The sequence below is a fragment of the Ferrimicrobium sp. genome (assembly GCF_027364955.1).
Taxonomy (GTDB): domain Bacteria; phylum Actinomycetota; class Acidimicrobiia; order Acidimicrobiales; family Acidimicrobiaceae; genus Ferrimicrobium.
Genome location: NZ_DAHXOI010000012.1, coordinates 1 through 17,393 on the forward strand (window position 1 = coordinate 1; position 17,393 = coordinate 17,393).

Here is a 17,393-nt window from a genome sequence, read left to right on the forward strand (position 1 = left end):
GCCGGAACCCAACAAAACTTCAGTCACGGTGACACCACGAAGGCCTAGCATCTGCTTAACTAGAGAGGTAGCGCGCATGGTTCTGAACTCCTTTTTGATGCGTTGTTAACACCAAATTTAGAGCTCAGAAACCGTGCGCGTTCCTTATGCGGCTATTTCGGCCCCAATTACTCCCGTTGAACTGGGACTACGGCTCAGATCCGAACCAAATCCATCCACATGAATGTCAGGAGAGCCTAAAAACCCATGACAGGTGGGCAGCTTTTCGGACATCAAAGCTCTCCCTTCAGTTGGTGAAGATGCGAGGATAAGCTCCCTGTTGATGTGTGGTGGACCATTTTGTGATTCTTTTGCTTTAGGATTAGGAGTAGGTAGACCAATCATGGGTAAGTTGAATTAAAGCGTAATTCGGGCCGACTGTATGATCCATGTAGAGTTTGTTGGAGTAGGAACTATGAGTGAGTTATTTTCGAGATTCCTGGATTACCACAACAGATGTGATCGTGCACGCCTGTTTTGGGTTTCCGCCTGGAGTTCCTTCTGAATCGAGAGATGTGATGACATCATCACCATCTTTGAGTTGTCCAAAAAGGCTATATAGCGGCGGTAGCGATACGCCACTTGGCCCCGAGATGATAAAGAATTGGCTACCGTTCGTGTTCGGCCCGGCATTCGCCATGGCCAAGCTGCCACGCTGGTACTCTCCGGCGTTAGGGAGTTCGTCACGGAATTTATAACCTGGACCGCCGGCACCCGATCCTGTTGGATCACCACCTTGGACTACAAAGCCTGGGATGATCCGGTGAAAGTTGATGCCATCGAAGTAGTGGTAGCGGGCGAGAAAGACGAAGCTGTTGACGGTGATAGGTGCGCGTTCGGGGAATAGCTCAAAGCGCATGGTGCCATGGTTGGTTTCCATGATGGCTTCGTAGGTAGCGTTGTCTTCGAGGCAGTACGAAGGGCTCGCATCGAAGTGTCGAACTTGAGGACTTGAACCGTCAGCCTCGGGACACGGGTAACTTTCCTTCTTCTTGCCCAGCATCGTCTAACTCCTTCAGTTGTTTGTAGAGACCAGTGTTACTTGGTGACCTGGATCGTGACTGTGTTGATCTTGTAAGTTGTCTTCGGTGGGATGCCATTGTTTGCGGTACTTCCACCTGCGTTGATTTTCGCGATAACCGAAAGCCCCTTGGTCACCTGGCCAAAGACGCTGTAGGTGTCGCTCAACTCTTTCTCACCGGCGGTTCCCGATACCACAAAAAATTGGCTCCCGTTGGAGTTCGGTGAGCCGCTGTTGGCCATCGCAACGGTTCCAATGTGATAGGAGCCGGCCGGAGGGTTCTTGTCACCAAAACTATAGCCGGGAGTTCCAAAGTCGTTGTTGGTTGGGCTACCTCCCTGGATCACGAACCCGGGAATGACTCTGAAGAAGGTTGTTCCGTCGAAGAAGTGGTAGAGAGACAGCACATAGAAGTTGTTTGCTGATTTCGGCCCCAGATTTGGTTCGAGCTTAATATCAAAGGTGCCGGCCGTGGTGTTCACGATGGCCGTGTAGTGATCCTTCGGATTAAGGCACTCTGGTGGATACTTCTTGAAGTGGGTTTTGTGCGGGATGATAGCATTCGGATTCGGGCACCCATCAGGCAGTAGGTAGCCAGTCGTTTTCGCTGTTGATGTCTTCGCCGTAGTCTTGGTGGTGGCTGTTGTCTTCTTCGCCGTTGGCTTGGTGAGAAAATAGATTCCCACAAAGACCACGATCGCAGCTATCACCACGATCGCGCCGTTGCGCATCAGTCGACGCCGTTTGGCACGCGCCATTTCCGCTTCCTTCAGTTTCTGTTGGTTCGCTCGAATCCGAGCCCGCTTTTCGCTTGGCACGTGAACACTTTAATAGCACAAGACCGGTCTATCCTCTTGGTTCGACCCTTTCGGGCTGGTAGATTGTTCTAGTGGCTCTCATAATTCAGAAGTACGGTGGTACCTCGGTAGCTGATGCCGACCGTATTCGCACGGTCGCTGACTACGTTGCACGCTCAAGGCGCAGGGGAGACGATGTGGTGGTGGTCGTCTCTGCGATGGGGAAGACCACCGATGACCTGATCCGACTCGCAGGAGATGTCAGTAGGACGATCCCTCCACGCGAGATGGACATGTTGCTTACTGCTGGTGAGCGCATCTCGGTGTCGTTGCTATGTATGGCGCTCGCCGATCTAGGCGTAGCGGCAGAATCCTTTACTGGTTCGCAGGCAGGCATCATCACTGACACCGACCACACCAAAGCAAAAATAGTTGAGATCAAACCCGAGCGGATTAAGGCAGCACTCGCCGCCGGGGTGGTTCCGGTGATAGCGGGTTTTCAGGGGGTCTCCACGGATCGCAATGTCACGACGCTGGGACGAGGAGGCTCTGATACGACAGCGGTCGCTATCGCAGCCAGCCTTGGAGCGAATGTTTGCGAGATCTATACCGATGTCTCTGGGGTATTCACGGCTGATCCTCGTGTGGTTCCTGCCGCTCGTAAGATCCCAAGGATTTCATTTGAGGAGATGCTTGAGCTCTCGGCCTCTGGCGGACGAGTCCTTGCGTTGCGTTCGGTTGAATTTGCCAGGAACTACGGCGTGCGGCTCCATGTTCGTTCGAGTTTCACGTGGGAGCCGGGTACCTGGGTGGTAGAGGAGGAAGAGACAATGGAACAGGCAGTGGTGAGTGCAATCTCCCATGACGCATCTGAGGTGAAGCTCACATTGTTGAGGGTGCCTGATCAACCTGGTGTGGCAGCTCGAATTTTTCGCGTGATCGCCGACGCTGGTGTGAATGTCGACATGATTGTGCAGAATACCTCCATCGAGGGTCATACGGACATCTCGTTCACTGCACCGAAACTTGACCTCGAGCTCGCACGAAGCGTGACCGAAGAGGTGGCGAGGCAGGTCGATGCGAGTGAAGTGGTGACGGATACCGAGATCGGTCGCGTATCCCTGGTCGGCGCTGGCATGAAGTCGAACCCTGGCGTAACCGCAACGATGTTTGAGACGCTCGCTAACCACAACATCAACATCGAGATGATCTCCACTTCCGCTATACGGATCTCGTGTGTTATTCGAGTTGAACTGCTGGAGACTGCCGTGCAAGCACTACATGAGGCATTTTCACTATGAGGAGCGCTGGAACCCTTGCCGTTGTAGGTGCAACCGGCCAGGTGGGTGGCGTGATGCGCCAGATTCTCAAGGAGCGACAGGTCCCATTCGATCACATTCGCTTCTTCGCTTCCCCTCGATCGGCAGGCGTTGTTATCGAGTTCAGTGGGCGTCTTGTCGCGGTCGAGGATGTGGAGACAGCAGATCTGCGAGGAGTCGATTACGCCATCTTCTCGATCGGGGCGACCGCTTCCAAAGTGCACGCTCCTCGCTTTGTTGAGGCTGGCGCGGTGGTGATCGACAACTCATCGGCGTATCGGATGGACCCCGAGGTTCCGCTGGTGGTTCCGGAGGTCAATCCTAGGGAAGTTCACAACCGCCCACATGGGATCATCGCGAATCCGAACTGTACAACGATGATTGCGATGCCTCCATTGGCGATCATCGATCGCCTTTTTGGTCTCGAGCGTGTGATCGCTTCGACTTACCAGGCAGCCTCTGGAGCTGGTAGGGAAGGGGTGGCAGAACTTGATGCCGAATTGCAACGGCCCAACCTCGCAGCACTCACCTTCGATGGTGGTGCCGTCGACTTCATGTCTCCAGCAAAGTTTCCAGCTGTTTTGGCAGGAAATGTCATCCCCCTCGCAGGGGATCTTCACGATGGCGACACCTCTGAGGAGGAGAAGTTCGTCAATGAGTCGCGAAAAATTTTGGGGTTGGCTGATCTGCGTTGCCATGCCACCTGTGTGAGGGTGCCCGTCTTTACTGGACATAGTATCGCGATTGTTGCAGAGTGCCGAGACACTCCCCAAGTCGCTGAGCTTGTGGATGCGCTCAAGCAAGAACCGGGTTGTCAGATCGTTGAGCTGCCAACCCCTCTCGCTTCGGCTGGGGTCGATCCGGTCCTGATTGGACGGATTCGACCGGATCATTCATCGACGAATGGCATCGCTTTCTTCGTGGCAGGAGATAATCTGCGTAAAGGAGCGGCATTGAACGCGATTCAGATTCTGGAGTTGTTGTTGCAATAGATCCTCAAGGTTTGCCGATGAGCTCCCGATGTATCCAAAGACGCTTGGTAAGCCTGGCGTTGGTTAGATAATACATGAGGGAATTCAAGGAGGATTCATGTCCCTTTCGGTGAACACAAACATCTCGGCGATCGAGGCGTATAACAACTTAAACGCAACGAACAACGCGATGCAGACAACTATTAATCAACTGTCATCTGGTCTGCAGATTCAGACGGCGGCCAACAACGCAGCAGGCTATGTGATCTCCCAGGGCCTTGAGACCCAGGCGAACGGCCTTGGCGTTGCGATCAACAACGGACAAGACGCAAACTCGGTGCTCCAGATTGCCACCGGCGCCATGAACCAACAGGTGGCTATCCTGCAGACGATGAACCAGTTAGCAACCCAAGCTGCAAACTCAGGCGCATCGAATACCAATTCGCTCACTGCAGACCAGCAGGAGTTTGCGGCGTTGCAGAATCAGCTCGATCAGATCGCAAATTCGACCCAGTTTGGCAGCCAGCAGTTGCTGAATGGTAGTTTCGCAAACGAGTCGTTCCAGATCGGTGCCTACGACAGTTCTGTTGATCAGATTGTCGTAACGATTGGGGCATTGACGACCGGCGCACTTGGAGTCTCAAGTGGTACAATTAGCATTGGTTCCTCCACTGCTGCCCTTGGGGCAATGTTGGCAGTCCAATCGGCGATTACGCAAGTGGCAACCACGGAAGCTCAAGTTGGTGCGATCCAGAATCAGATCCAGGCCATTGTTGCTAACGATACAGTGGGCCAGCAGAATGTGACCTCGGCAAACTCCACGCTGATCGACACCAATATGGCCCAAGCTATGACGACGTTCTCGTCGCAGCAGGTGCTGATGCAGGCTGGTGTGGCGATGTTGTCACAAGCTCAAGCATTGCCGCAGTTGATTCTCAAACTTCTGCCATAAGTTATTTCGATCGATGGATGGGCCGGAGAGCATGCTCTCTGGCCCATCCTGGTTTCTTTCCTTTTCCCTTCTGCAATGAGGAGGTCGAATGTCTTCCGTCTCTCCAACAACGACTACGACGTCGACGACGCCTACCACCAGTAGCACGACGTCGACGAGTTCCACGAACCCTTTTGCCCCGCCGATTCAGTTCAACGGGGTGATCTCTGGTCTTGATACCAGTTCCATTATCAACGCACTAATGCAGGCCTATGAACAACCCCAGGTTGATATCCAGAACCAGATCACCTCGCTTCAGACCAACCTGAACGACTATCAGCAGCTTTCGGCGGACCTTCTCAGCTTGCAGAGCGCGGCGAGTAATCTGACCTCGAGTGCGGATTGGCAAGTGATGTCAGCGTCGACCTCAAACTCTGCCGTTGCGACCGCCACCACTTCAACCGGCGCCGCTCCCTCGACGATCAGTTTCAACGTTGACCAGCTCGCACAAGCCAACGTTCTGGCTGGCTCCAGCACCGTGAGTTCCCTCTCCTCGACCGTTGCCTCTGGGAATTTTCTTCTTTCCTCGACCGCCGCCGGATTTGGTGTCACCTCACTGGCAGGGAGTTCATTGGCGGTTGGGTCACACTCCTTCGATGTCACCCAGGCATTGACCGGTGGTACCGCTTCGACAACATCGGCACTGGCGAGTTCGACAACCATAGGGTCCTCCAACGATACCATCACCGCCAACGTGAATGGGACCGCCCAAACCTTCACGATTGCCAGTGGCACGTACACACCGTCCCAACTTGCCCAAGCGATCACCGCAGCGACGTCGGGGAGTGGCACACCTTTGGTGAATGCTACGATCGACGCTCGCGGCCAACTCCAGCTCAGTACTGCTCTACTCGGAAGCTCTTCTTCCTTGCAAGTCACCGGTGGTACGGCGTTGACGAGCCTCGGTCTTGCCACACAATCGACTGCCTCAGTGGGTACCGCTGGAGCGATTACGCTCGACGGCACAGCCACCAGTATCAACAACGTCCAAGCTGGCTCCACGACGACGCTGACCGACGGTTCGGGGGGCACGGTGACCCTCGGTGTCGGCACATCAGGTCTCGCAAAGGGTAGTTTTTCGGCGACGGAGGTCTCTGCGGGGAGCGGCAGCTTAAGTCAGGTGGTGAGCAACATCAACGCTGCGAACGCCGGTGTAACCGCCTCTGCTGTGGGGGTAGGCACTAACGCTTATATTCTGCAGCTCTCCTCTAACACCACGGGCACCAACGGCAATATCACCGTTGAGTCGTCACCGTTTTCAGCGTCAGTCGGTAGCTTCAACTCCATCACCCAGGGCCAGGACGCGGTGATCAACGTCGGTGGTTCCAATGGGTATGAACTGTCCTCACAGACTAACACGGTCTCGGGTGTCCTGCCAGGGGTCAGCATCAACCTGGTCTCCGCTCAGGCTCCTGGATCTTCGCCGGTAACTCTCTCGGTTACCCCGGACGGGAAGGCGATGGCCACCAGTGTCCAAACCTTGGTGACGGCCGCCAACACCGCGCTATCTGATATCAACAAGTACGCTGGTTACAACGAGGCAACGGGTTCCGGTGGACCACTGATGGGTAACTCGAGCCTCAACGCCATTACTTCGCAGATTCTCGGAGTCATCTCGAACGTTGTCGGTCTCAATGGATCGACCGCCGCTACCGCAGGGTTAAACCTTAATAAGAACGGCTCCATTGACTTCAACGCCACCACCTTTGCCCAGGCCTTTGATGCGAACCCTTCACAGGTCTCCTCTCTGTTTACACAGGGCGGCACCCTTCAAGCTGCATCGAATGCCTATTCGGGTTCCGTCACGCTCAACTACGCGGGTGATGCCACTGCTGCTGGGAGCTACCCAATTGTGATCACGCAGTCAGCAACCCAGGCGGTTGACACTGGCAGCGTCGTTGCTGGAGGCGCGATCACCAGTGCGGAGAACCTCTCGATCACCTCATCTGGGACGACCGCAACCTACGCAGCTAGTGCCGGCGAGTCGCTCACCAGTATTGCGCAGGGATTAAACGCCGCCTTTGTGGCTTCTGGCCTGTCCCTCTCGGCGACGGTGAAGACGAGTTCTTCCGGTGCGCAGCTCGTGGTGTCATCCGATTCCTATGGTTCTGCGGGGAGCTTTTCGATTGCCACCAGTGGTACAACTGGCCAACTTGGCCTCACAGCAAATGGCACCACCTACACGGGATCGAACGTCGCAGGAACGATCGACGGGGTGCAGGCTACCGGGAATGGTCAGTTTCTCTCCGCACCCATCACCAACGCGACGCTCGCGGGTCTTACGGTGCAGGTGACCGCGACCGGCATCTCTGGTACCGCCACCAACCTTGGCAACTTTGACTACACTCCCGGGATTGCTGGCGGCTTTGCCACGACTGGATACCAGGCAAGTGATCCGGTGAATGGCTCGATCACTTCAACGATCGCCAGTATTAATCAACAAATCTCGAGTTTGCAGCAACAGTATGCAAACTATACGCCGATGATCAACTCAGAGCAGAAGATGCTTCAGCAGGAGTTCAACAATATGGAGACCCAGCTTGGGTCGTTAAAGAACCAGGGAAGTTATCTCACTAGCGAGATCGCCCAACTCCCGTAGAAAGGATGCCCTGTGGCCTATTCTGGCAAGCGAAGTTACACCATCAATGCGGTCCAGACCGCCTCGCCAGCGACGCGTTTGGTGATGGTGATCGACCAATTGGATGCCTCTCTCGCCCGCGCACTGAGCGGTTATGAGAAGAATGATCTCTACGAGATTCACTGTGGGCTAAAGAATGCACAGGCTGTTGTGGCCTTGCTCCGCGATTGCCTGCAGGTCGAAGTGTGGGATGGTGCGAGTGATATGCGGCGACTGTATGAGTACTCGCTTGATCGTCTCGTCCGCTCAAACCTTGCCAAGGAGCGCGAGTTGCTCGCAGAAGCTGAGGCAGTCCTTCGCCCACTGATGAGTGCCTGGCGCCAGGCAGCGGTCTTGGTGAACGCGGATGGATGAGTGGCTCGCCTATCTTGACGCGTACGAAGCGCATCTGAATGCCGTCGCAGACTCCCTCGCCACCGGCAGAGTGGTGACGACGAGCTTCTGCTGCGAACAGCCAAGCGTCCATCTGCCTCGGGCCCTGCGGGATCGTTCGGAGTCGCTCGTGCTTCGTACGCAGGAGTTGAGTGAGGAGTTGCGTTCGCGCATGGACGCATTTGCAACAGTGTTGCGATATTCTCGCATGAAAGATCCTGAGCGGATTGTGCTGATCGACGTACTTGCCTAACTGGTGGCGCCTATGGCGCTGTTTTCGCTGCGGACGGCGCTGAACTTCGACCGGGCGAGCGGTTACCGCCGCTCGATAACTTGCTTGAGATCACTCATATCCTTTGTGGACGATCCTCGTCTTTGCCACGAATTTCCTCGAACGAATTCGGCATGTGTACCGAGCATGTCTGATAGCACTGTTCTAGTGAACGATTCCAACTATTTGCTTTGACTTGGCTTCCTCCCACTGGTGGGTACAATGATCTAGTAGCCATCAACAAAAGTTATTTAAGTGGGTACATGGATGAACCGAAGCTCTTCATGCGGGCATGGATCGCTCGGAAGTGGGCTACGGATAGCTTTACTTTGAAAGGGCGCTACCGTGGGTTCTACCTCGATTCAGGCTCTCCAGTTTGCTCTTGATGGATTAACATCGCAACAGCAGGCGATCGCGAATAACCTGGCCAACGTCAACACGCCGGGTTTCCAAGCGACCAACGTCTCCTTCCAGTCTTCGCTTTCGAATGCGCTGGCCAACGGAGGGACTGCATCAGCGACACTTACCCCGTCGACTAACCCGGAATCACTTGATGGCAACAATGTCTCTATGGGTAACCAGTTGGTTCGGTTGCAGAACAATGCGCTGGCATACCAAGCCGTCTCCGATCAACTTACCACGCAATTCCAGATTCTCTCAGGAGCGATGGGAGGTCAATTCTGATGTCACTCTTCGGTGCAATCAACATCGCGGGAACTGGCGTGAGTGTTGAGCAAACCTGGCTTAATTCCATCGGTTCAAACATCGCGAATGCGAATGATATCGCAGGAGTCAATCAACCACAGTACCAAGAACAAGAGGTTCTGGTCGCTCCAAAGCCGTCAGTCAACTCGTCAGGGATTCCTAACTTTACCAACTATGCACTTGGGGATGGCGTGCAGGTGAGTTCCATTGTCACCCCGAAACCCAACGGTGAATTGACCTATGATCCAAGTTCCACGCTGGCGAACAAACAGGGCATGGTCAAGGAGCCAGGAATCAACCTCGGCACTCAGCTTGGGGATCTCGTCACCGCTCAATACAGCTACGAGGCAAACGCATCGGTCATCAGTCAGGCAAAAGCTGCCTATCTGTCAGTCCTTGGGATCGTGAGCTGATGGTCCCCGCGATCGGTGCCATCACCTCAAGTCTTGGCGCAAACCTGCCGCCGATTGGTTCCAGCGCGCCGAGTGCAAGCTCGAGTTCCTTTGGCCAGATTCTCGGCAACGCTATCGATTCACTCCAAGGCACACAAGCAACGGCGGCGACACAGGCGCAACAGGTTGCTGCGGGTCAAGCAAATCTCAGTGATGCCATGGTGGCATCCAACGAATCTCTACTCGCGACGCAGTTAGTGGTCGCGCTGCGCAATGGTGCGGTGAGTGCCATCAATCAAGTGATGTCGACACAGTTCTAGCGCGACACAGTTCTAGCGCGACACAGTTCTAGATCGACACAGTTCTAGATCGACACAGTGCTGGATCGACACAGTGCAATGGTTCATTTCCATCAATTGAATTTTGGGTAGGGAGTAGGAATGGCATCGACGGATACCTTGTCGAATGTGACGAAGAGTCTCAAGAAGTTTGCAGACGGTTTCACCACCGGTCAGAAGGCCGTTGTCTTGGTTGGTCTCGCGATCGTGGTGGCCATCGTCTTTGTGGTCTCGTCGATGACCTCCAAGCCGACGTATGGAGTGTTGTTTACGAACCTGTCAGCCTCGGATGCGGGATCTATCACCTCCAAACTCACCAGTGCCGGGGTCCCTTATCAGCTCGAGGATTCGGGGTCGGTGATCGAGGTGCCACAAAACATGGTCGATCAAGAGCGTATCGCGATGGCACAGGCTGGACTACCGGCCAACTCCACCGTAGGTCTCTCCTTGTTGTCGAGTGTTGGTATCACCACTTCGCAGATCACCCAACAGGCTGACTATCAGGAGGCGCTCCAGGGCCAGCTTGAGCAGACGATCGAGGCCATCAATGGCGTGCAGGCTGCACAGGTCAACTTGGCTTTGCCTCCCACCGATGTCTTTGCGGTCGGAGGAAACCAGACGCCCACGGCGTCGGTGATCGTCACGCTCGACAACGGCGTCACACTCTCCTCGACCCAGGTGCAGGCGATCGTGCACCTCGTCGCTTCGGCGATCCCGAACATGAACGCCAACGGGGTGACCGTCGTCGATCAGAACGGTGACGTCTTGGCCGCACCTGGTCAAGGAGTGACCGGAACGGGGACCAGTTCTGCGACCCAATCCTACGACAACACGCTGGAGGCGAGTCTGCAGTCGATGCTTGACTCGGTGCTCGGTCCGAACCAAGCCAATGTTCGAGTGGCCGCCACCCTCGACTACAACCAGGTGACGACCAAGTCGCAGCAGGTACCAACGGTCAAGGGAAAAGTCCAATCTGCACTCACCCAATCCAATACCCAGACGCAGACCTTTACGGGTGCCGGCACGGTCGCTGGCGGAACCCTTGGCGCGGTTACCCCGGCCCCCGGCAACGGCACCAACAGCAACTATAAGCAGAACTCGACGAATAACAGCTACGCGGTCGGTCAGATCGATCAGACGACCGTGCAGGCCCCCGGCCAGGTACAGCGCCTCTCGGTAGCGGTTGCGGTGAACTCAAAGCTCAAGGGGGGCTACTCACTCGCCAAGATCAAGAACATGGTCGCGGCGGCCGCTGGCATTGTCGCCAAGCGTGGGGACACCCTGAGCGTGGTTGCCCTGCCGTTTGCTACCCAGACCACGGCGGCACCTGCGGCCGCGAGCCCACTGGGTTCGATCTTCTCGTTGGGCAAAATCCTGTTGCTAGTGCTCGGAGTCGTCGGGGCTATCCTGTTGATGGCACGATCCTCGGCACGCACCGAGATTGAGCCCCTCTTCCTGGACGCAGCAGCTCCGACCATGGCGCTGGGTCCTGGCCCTAGCGATGCCACCCAACTCATGCCCGCCCTTTCGATGCCGATGGCCCAGCCGATCGTCGCCGATGACGTGCTCGATTACATCGATAAGCAACCAGACGATGTTGCCAAGCTGCTCCGCATCTGGATGGGATCACGGGGTGCGAGATAGATGACCCAGGTCAAGGACCTCACTGGCATGCAGAAGTCGGCTGCCGTATTAGTACAGCTCGGCACCGAGCTCGCCGCCCGGGTGTTGCGTTCGATGAGCGAGACCGAGGCGGTAGCCCTCACCCTTGAGATCGCCAAGCTGCCAAGTCTTGAGAAGGAGACCATCACTGAGCTGATGGAGGAGTTTGTCGAGTCGGTGATCGCGGTCAAGACCGTGGGTCAAGGGGGGATGGACGCCGCGCGCGAGATCCTCTCGGCTCGTCTGGGTAAGAACCAGGCCGACGAGGTGCTCGCCCAGTTCTCTGGTCGTTCGGTCGAAAATCCACTCTCATTCCTTTCGCACGTAGAATCCTTCCAGCTCGCCTCCTTTTTGCAAGGGGAACACCCCCAGGCGGTGGCGTTGATACTCTCGCATGTGCACTCAACGATGGCCGCAGAGGTCATGGGCGCGATGCCCGATGAGATGCGCGCTGACGTAACCCGACGTATCGCCCTCCTCAATCGGGTCGATCCGATGATCGTCGAACAAACCGCCGTTATCTTGCAGCGCAAACTCGCTGGACTGACGAAGGCTGGCCCAGTGGCGATGCACAGTGGACTCAGTTCCGTCGTTGAGATCCTCAACAATATCGATCAGACTACTGAGCGGCGCATCCTCTCTGACCTCGATGCCGTCGATCCTGAACTAGCTGATCGGATTCGGGAGCAGATGTTTGTCTTCGAGGATGTGCTCGCCCTTGATGATCGGACGCTCCAACGTGTGCTGCGGCAGGTGAGCCCGAAGGACCTGGCGGTTGCCTTGAAGGGCGTAGCACCCTCCTTGGTCGCCAAGGTGATGGGCAACATCTCCGAGCGCGCCGCGCTCGACCTTGAGGAGGAGATCGAGATCCTTGGTCCCGTTCGTCTCTCCACGGTCGAGACTGCCCAAGCATCTATCGTGCGGTCAGTTCGAGAGCTCGAAGCCGCCGGCGAGATCATGATCGCTCGTTCCGATGAGGAGCTGGTGAACTAGATGGAGCCACGATCGAATCCAAACGATGTCATCCGTCTCGATCTGCCCTCAGTCGACTCCGTCTTGGAGGATATTGGACTCGGGAACGCGACGACAGCACGATCGACGAGCCAGTGGCGCGAAGAGCTCGAACTCGCCCGTGGCGAGGGTTTCACTGCGGGTATCGAGCACGCCAGAAGTATCCTCGATCGGGAGCTCAAAGAGGAGCTGGAACGCTATCGCAGGAATAACGAACTCCTCGATGCAGCGATTCGCGGACTTCACCAGGCTCGAGCTCAGCAGTTTTCGTTGGAGCTCGCTGATATCATTCGTTTCGCTCTCGAACTGACCCAGCGTATCCTGCGCACCGACGTCGCAGATCCGATCGATCGCATCCAAAAGATCGTGGATGAGACGGCAGAATCAGCGGCGGCCCAGGAGACATTTTTAGTGCGGGTTGCCACAGACAACCTCGAAGCCGTCAGCGCCGTTGTGCTTCCGAAGTTGTTGGACCAGGGTTTCGAGGCGGTGGCGGTCGTCGGTGAAGGGTTCGGTATCCATGATCTTGTCATCGAGTCAGGTGCACGCGTCCTTGACGCTCGAATCGCTACGGCCTTTGAACGGGTCGTGAATGAGCTGGGGAGTTGGCACCATGATTCCTGAGCTGATGCGGGAGCGACTGTTGTCGGTGGTCGAACCAACGCCGAGGGGGCGTGTCTGTCGGTTGGTGGGGATGCACCTCGAGGTTGAGGGAGTCGAAGCGGGGATCGGGGATGCGGTCGTGGTGGATCTGGGAGGGAATAAGACCCTGATCGCGGAGGTCGTTGGGCTCGATAACCAGCGGCTCATCTGCATGCCTTTTAAGGAGATGACCGGTGTGCGTTATGGCAATCCGGCATGGTCACTGAAGCGGCCACCTCTCTTTCCGGTTGGACCAGCCCTCCTGGGAAGGGTCTTGGACTCGGAGGGGCGCCCGATTGACCAACTCGGACAGCTCGCACCCGAGGATCTAGTGGTGATCGATGGCAGGGCACCTTCGCCAATGGATCGCACCCTCATCGACGAGCAACTCTCGCTTGGGATACGGGTCATCGACACACTGGTCCCGTGTGGGATCGGCCAGCGGCTCGGTGTCTTTGCTGGAGCTGGAGTGGGGAAGTCTTCACTGTTGTCGATGATGATCCGCGGTGCCGATGTCGATGTGATCGTGTTGGCGCTCGTAGGAGAGCGAGGACGCGAGGTGAAGGAGTTCTTAGAACACGATCTCGGTCCCGAAGGATTGGCCAAGGCGGCGATCGTGGTGGCCACCTCTGATGCACCACCGTTGTTGCGTGTGCGTGCAGCACTGGCGGCGACAAGGGTCGCGGAGTGGTTCCGTGATCAGGGGAAACGCGTTCTGCTCGTGATGGACTCACTGACTCGGCTCGGTTTGGCACAGCGCGAGATTGGGCTCTCGGCGGGTGAGCCGCCGAGCGTGCGCGGTTATCCGCCCTCGGTCTTTGCGTTGATGGCACGACTGTTGGAGCGAGCCGGCACCTCGAGCCGCGGAAGTATCACCGGAATCTATTCGGTCCTCGTCGATGGGGACGACTTGAATGATCCAATCGCCGACTCCGCACGTTCAGTGCTCGATGGTCACATCGTCCTCAGCCGGAGCCAGGCCCAGCGTGGTCTCTATCCAGCGGTGTCGGTATTGGAGTCGATCTCGCGCCTTGAGACTGCGATCCTTGATGAGTCCCAGCGTGCATTAGCCCATGAGGCTCGGCGGCTCTACGCCGAACTCGATCAGGTGCGCGACCTGATCGATCTTGGTGCCTACGTCGCTGGCTCGAATCCAAACGTCGATCGAGCGCTTGCTGTCGTCCCTCGGTTAACGCAGCTATTTGCGCAGGATCTGATGGACTTGACCCCGGCGTCTGCAACCTGGTCACGGTTATCTCAAGTACTCGGGGTGACACAATGAACCTAGCTGGTCGCCGACGAGCGTTAACGCTGTTACTTCGTATGCAAGAGATTGAGCGTTGGGGTCATCTACGCGAGCTGCGAGAGGCTGCCGAGCGTCGCGGTGCAGAACTCGACAAGGTGGATGACCATCTTGCCGTCGTCGAGGCTCGTAGCGATTTTGGAACCCTTGGTCCAGTGCATCTCTCGTTGGCTGCGCAACATGGAGAACGCGCCTTGGCGGCGACGCAGACTATGGCGGTGCAGGAGCGAGTCCTGGTCGCCATCGATGCGAAGCGTAGGACGCTTGAGGATCTGCGTACCGCGACCGTTGGTGAACTTGAGCGCCAACGCGCCCGACGTGAGCTCGTTGAAGTTCTTGATTTCTTTGTAGCCCGCCAAATTTTTGATCGTCAACTAAGGAGTGAGTGATGAACGCCATCCCCGCAACCCTTCCAGCGCTCACCGATCTTTCTAATGCCTTTGGCCAACTGGCCAGTCAGGCTACCTCGGCGAGTGGGCCGGGTGAGTTTCTCCAAACTCTCAATCAAGTGCAGTCGACGATTGGGTCGATTCTCGATCCGACAGCGGCCACAAGTACCTCGTCAGCCGTTGATTCCTCGGCCGTGACCAACACGGGAACATCCTTGGCTGCAGGGATGACGAGTATGGGACTTGGCACGACGACTGGTACCACAGGAGCCGAAACGGCCGGCACCGGTCTGGTGAGCACGCCCGCGTTGACGGCGTCGGCAGCGTTCGGGGCAACACCAGCGACGAGCCCTGTGGGAACTGCTAGTCAGAGCTCCTCTCCGGTGACCCAAGCGGTTGCCAATGCCTTGAATGAGATCGGTGTCCCCTATGTCTGGGGCGGTTCCTCTCCATCGACCGGGTTCGATTGCTCTGGGTTGGTGCAGTGGGCCTATGGCCAGGCCGGTATCGATCTGCCACGAGTGGCTGACCAACAAGAGCAGGTGGGGACCCAGGTCGCCTCGTTGGCTCAGGCACAACCTGGTGATCTGGTCTTCTATGGCAACCCTGCCTATCACGTGGGAATCTATCTCGGCAACGGATACATGGTCGATGCACCTGAGACGGGACAGACCGTGCAGATCCAGCCAGTGGGGGACCCAACCGAGATTCGCTCCGTTGCGCCGGCCATGAACAGTGCTCAGGTGAACGCGCCATCAGACCTATCCTCTGTCTTTGCGGCGGCGACCCAGGCCTACAACCTGCCACCGAATCTGTTGACTTCGGTAGCAACGGCGGAGTCTGGGATGAATCCATCCGCGGTCTCCTCTGCGGGTGCAGAAGGACTCATGCAGATTATGCCGCAGACGGCCGCCTCGTTAGGTGTGAATCCGATGAACCCTACCCAGGCGATCTATGGAGCTGCTGAACTCCTTTCTCAGAAATTAACCAAGTTTGGATCAGTGCCACTTGCTTTGGCGGCCTACAACGCAGGCGACGGGGCGGTGGAGCAGTACGGAGGTATCCCACCGTATGCCCAGACGCAAAACTACGTGACCGAGGTCATGGGACTCATGGGAGGCCAAAATGTCACCAATAGCTAGTTCAACAACCACACCGCTCCTTGAGGTGCTGCCTCGAGAGTCTCCAAAGGCGAGTGCTGCGTCAACGCCTCAGGCTACCTCCAAGGAACACGATGAGGCTGGTGGTGCCAAAACTCACCTCCCGCCGACCTTTGCGGAGGTACAAGCGGGCCTGGATCGGCCTGTGGTCAATCGGCATCGGCCAACAACGCTGATCCCTGTCGTCACGACCCTGACAGCCCCCGTTCCTTCGGCGATCGCTCAGGCTGGTCACGATACCAAGGAATCTGGACAACCTATGGGTGGAGTGGCGGCCCTTGCCACGAGGAGCGACGCTACCGACCTCCTTCCCGCGCCCCCGACGCCCCCTGGCGCTCCAATGGTGCAGAACCTAGGGAACGTAGCAGCTCAAACCCGGATTGTGACGCCGGAAGACGTTGGTGGCCAGGCTCAGGCTGCTGCGTCGACAACGAAGCCGGTAGCTGTCGTATCCTCGGCGAGCGAGGCACAAGCAGTGGCCGTAGTACTACCACCGCAGGTTCCTCTGGGTAAGGATCGCCAGATCGGTGTCGCCATTCCAACAAGCCTGCCGGGCCGAGGCGGAGAGGAGGTCGGCGCGTCACTCGCACCCCTTTCACCAGCTACCAGTGTCAGCCGCGCACCGGTCATGGGCGACGGATTGCCACGACCAGTCTCTCGTAGTTCTTCAGCGGCTGCACCGTTACCCGCGTCCGGTAGATCGAATCAAGGTAGTCAAACCCTTGGTATCCGATGGTCTCTGTCTGCTGCACCGTTACCCGCGTCCGGTAGATCGAATCAAGAGGTGAACGCAAAGGCCGAAACTAATGCGTACAGTGGCTCCCAGCTTGTCGATGGACAATCTCGCGTGGTGCACCAACCAGCACAGGTTGGCCCGCTCGTCGAGATGAATGGAGCGAGCCCACTACAGCGCCTCGATATGGCCCCGCCTCCCTCCGTCCCCGTGGCTGGTGCGACTGGTGAAGCGGTGGCATCCTCCCCGCTGGGGCAACTCGGCAATATCGTAGCGCAGGTGGTTCGGGAGGGTAATCTTCCAAGGACGATCACCATCGCACTTGAACCAAAGGAACTTGGGCAGCTTCAGCTGCAGGTGACCTCGAATGGTGGTGAAATCCAGGTTCATATCCAGATAGCGGATCCACTGACGAGAGGGATCGTGAGCCAGCAGCTCAGTGATTTGACCAATACATTGCAGCGTGATCTTGGATTTGGTGGCCAGCAGACTGGGGGACAGGGGGAGCCATCACAGTCCTCGTCATCCGATGGAGTGCCGATGCTCGGCGCGACGCCTGGTGCGCATATCGCAGCTGGAGCTCAGACGGCTGTAGTTACACATTCGCTTGTCGATGTACGGCTCTAAGGAAGAAAGGAA

18 protein-coding genes are annotated in these 17,393 nt (G+C 56.9%); 16 read left to right on the forward strand and 2 right to left on the reverse strand.

What is annotated here, in order from left to right:
* Positions 1–463: 463 nt before the first annotated feature.
* Both M7Q83_RS08950 and M7Q83_RS08955 read right to left on the reverse strand, forming a co-directional pair.
* Positions 464–1,042: a peptidylprolyl isomerase gene (locus M7Q83_RS08950; RefSeq protein ID WP_298337681.1), complete on the reverse strand. Its 579-nt coding sequence runs from the start codon at positions 1,040–1,042 to the stop codon at positions 464–466.
* A gap of 35 nt (positions 1,043–1,077) precedes the next feature.
* A complete protein-coding gene (locus M7Q83_RS08955; protein WP_298337684.1) occupies positions 1,078–1,818 on the reverse strand; it encodes a peptidylprolyl isomerase in 741 nt (246 codons plus the stop codon).
* 131 nt (positions 1,819–1,949) lie between these two features.
* Here M7Q83_RS08955 and M7Q83_RS08960 point away from each other — a divergent pair, with 131 nt between their 5' ends.
* From M7Q83_RS08960 to M7Q83_RS09040, 16 genes are all read left to right on the forward strand, one after another.
* Positions 1,950–3,158, forward strand: coding sequence for an aspartate kinase (locus M7Q83_RS08960; protein ID WP_298337687.1), 1,209 nt, complete (start codon positions 1,950–1,952; stop codon positions 3,156–3,158).
* Complete coding sequence (locus M7Q83_RS08965; RefSeq protein ID WP_298337690.1) at positions 3,155–4,168, forward strand: aspartate-semialdehyde dehydrogenase; 1,014 nt, start codon at positions 3,155–3,157, stop codon at positions 4,166–4,168. The genes M7Q83_RS08960 and M7Q83_RS08965 overlap by 4 nt, the downstream gene beginning before the upstream one ends.
* Before the next feature lie 97 nt (positions 4,169–4,265).
* Positions 4,266–5,099, forward strand: a complete 834-nt coding sequence (locus tag M7Q83_RS08970) for a flagellin (RefSeq protein WP_298337693.1) — start codon at positions 4,266–4,268, stop codon at positions 5,097–5,099.
* A gap of 88 nt (positions 5,100–5,187) precedes the next feature.
* Positions 5,188–7,737, forward strand: coding sequence for a flagellar filament capping protein FliD (gene fliD / locus M7Q83_RS08975; protein ID WP_298337697.1), 2,550 nt, complete (start codon positions 5,188–5,190; stop codon positions 7,735–7,737).
* A 12-nt stretch (positions 7,738–7,749) separates the two neighbouring features.
* A complete protein-coding gene (locus M7Q83_RS08980) occupies positions 7,750–8,130 on the forward strand; it encodes a flagellar export chaperone FliS (protein ID WP_298337701.1) in 381 nt (126 codons plus the stop codon).
* Positions 8,123–8,401 carry a hypothetical protein gene (locus M7Q83_RS08985; protein ID WP_298337703.1) on the forward strand — a complete coding sequence of 93 codons (279 nt, stop codon included), beginning with the start codon at positions 8,123–8,125 and terminating at the stop codon, positions 8,399–8,401. The genes M7Q83_RS08980 and M7Q83_RS08985 overlap by 8 nt, the downstream gene beginning before the upstream one ends.
* Positions 8,402–8,764: 363 nt before the next feature.
* The gene (locus M7Q83_RS08990; protein ID WP_298337705.1) at positions 8,765–9,103 is read left to right on the forward strand and encodes a flagellar basal body protein; all 339 of its coding nucleotides are present in this window, start codon (positions 8,765–8,767) and stop codon (positions 9,101–9,103) included.
* A complete protein-coding gene (locus M7Q83_RS08995; RefSeq protein WP_298337708.1) occupies positions 9,103–9,537 on the forward strand; it encodes a flagellar basal body rod C-terminal domain-containing protein in 435 nt (144 codons plus the stop codon). The genes M7Q83_RS08990 and M7Q83_RS08995 overlap by 1 nt, the downstream gene beginning before the upstream one ends.
* The gene (locus M7Q83_RS09000; RefSeq protein ID WP_298337711.1) at positions 9,537–9,836 is read left to right on the forward strand and encodes a flagellar hook-basal body complex protein FliE; all 300 of its coding nucleotides are present in this window, start codon (positions 9,537–9,539) and stop codon (positions 9,834–9,836) included. Before M7Q83_RS08995 ends, M7Q83_RS09000 begins: the two co-directional genes overlap by 1 nt.
* Before the next feature lie 120 nt (positions 9,837–9,956).
* Positions 9,957–11,498: a flagellar basal-body MS-ring/collar protein FliF gene (fliF, locus tag M7Q83_RS09005; RefSeq protein WP_298337714.1), complete on the forward strand. Its 1,542-nt coding sequence runs from the start codon at positions 9,957–9,959 to the stop codon at positions 11,496–11,498.
* The gene (gene fliG, locus M7Q83_RS09010) at positions 11,499–12,509 is read left to right on the forward strand and encodes a flagellar motor switch protein FliG (protein WP_298337716.1); all 1,011 of its coding nucleotides are present in this window, start codon (positions 11,499–11,501) and stop codon (positions 12,507–12,509) included.
* On the forward strand, positions 12,510–13,151 hold the full coding sequence (locus tag M7Q83_RS09015) for a hypothetical protein (RefSeq protein WP_298337719.1): 642 nt from the start codon (positions 12,510–12,512) through the stop codon (positions 13,149–13,151).
* Positions 13,120–14,451, forward strand: a complete 1,332-nt coding sequence (locus tag M7Q83_RS09020) for a FliI/YscN family ATPase (RefSeq protein WP_298337722.1) — start codon at positions 13,120–13,122, stop codon at positions 14,449–14,451. The genes M7Q83_RS09015 and M7Q83_RS09020 overlap by 32 nt, the downstream gene beginning before the upstream one ends.
* Positions 14,448–14,861, forward strand: a complete 414-nt coding sequence (locus M7Q83_RS09025) for a hypothetical protein (protein ID WP_298337724.1) — start codon at positions 14,448–14,450, stop codon at positions 14,859–14,861. Before M7Q83_RS09020 ends, M7Q83_RS09025 begins: the two co-directional genes overlap by 4 nt.
* Entirely contained in the window at positions 14,861–16,003 is a 1,143-nt protein-coding gene (locus M7Q83_RS14285) for an NlpC/P60 family protein (RefSeq protein WP_366526392.1), read from the forward strand. The genes M7Q83_RS09025 and M7Q83_RS14285 overlap by 1 nt, the downstream gene beginning before the upstream one ends.
* Positions 15,987–17,381 (forward strand): flagellar hook-length control protein FliK, encoded by a 1,395-nt coding sequence (locus M7Q83_RS09040; protein ID WP_298337727.1) that lies wholly within the window; start codon positions 15,987–15,989, stop codon positions 17,379–17,381. The genes M7Q83_RS14285 and M7Q83_RS09040 overlap by 17 nt, the downstream gene beginning before the upstream one ends.
* Positions 17,382–17,393: the final 12 nt, after the last annotated feature.